At 58.5% G+C, this 540-nt stretch carries 1 protein-coding gene; it reads right to left on the reverse strand.

What is annotated here, in order from left to right; all coding sequences use genetic code 11:
• A partial coding sequence (locus D451_RS0126125; protein ID WP_241463398.1) for a hypothetical protein occupies window positions 1-482 on the reverse strand: 482 nt, incomplete at its 3' end.
• Between the last annotated feature and the right edge of the window lie 58 nt (window positions 483-540).

Consider the following 540-nt stretch of genomic DNA (forward strand, 5'->3'; position numbering starts at 1 on the left):
CCCTTGTAGGTGTAGAACAGGGTCGGCTCATCACCCTCGGTCGGATAGATCGCCACCGTGATCTCACGCTTGGCCAACTCCGTGGCGTTCTCCGTGGACTCACCACGCTCCGCCACCTGCGCATAGTTCGCGGACACCGTCCGCTTCACCAGATCACCCGTACGAGTCTCGAACGCGATCTTGAACCGCGCCTGAAGATCCGGAACCCGAATCTCACCCTCGTAACCACCATCACCAGAGAAATCAACACCATGACCCGGATACATCAGGTCATAAACCGTCTTGTTGTCCTCGAACGGCAGGAACTTACGCGTCACCTTGAAATTGTTATGAGTCGAAGCCACCAGCACACCACCCCAGGCGTACAGATCCTCCGACTCCACCTCCACCGTCTCGGTGAAACCCTCCTCACCATCCAGAAGCCCCACCTGCTCCCACTCAGGACCGAACGGACGACCCCCCTCGGGAATCACCGCGTCCACAGGAGCGATGAACACATCCGCGTACGCCCACACACTCGCATTACTCGCATTACCCATG

The organism is Nocardiopsis alba DSM 43377, assembly GCF_000341225.1.
Lineage (GTDB): Bacteria > Actinomycetota > Actinomycetes > Streptosporangiales > Streptosporangiaceae > Nocardiopsis > Nocardiopsis alba.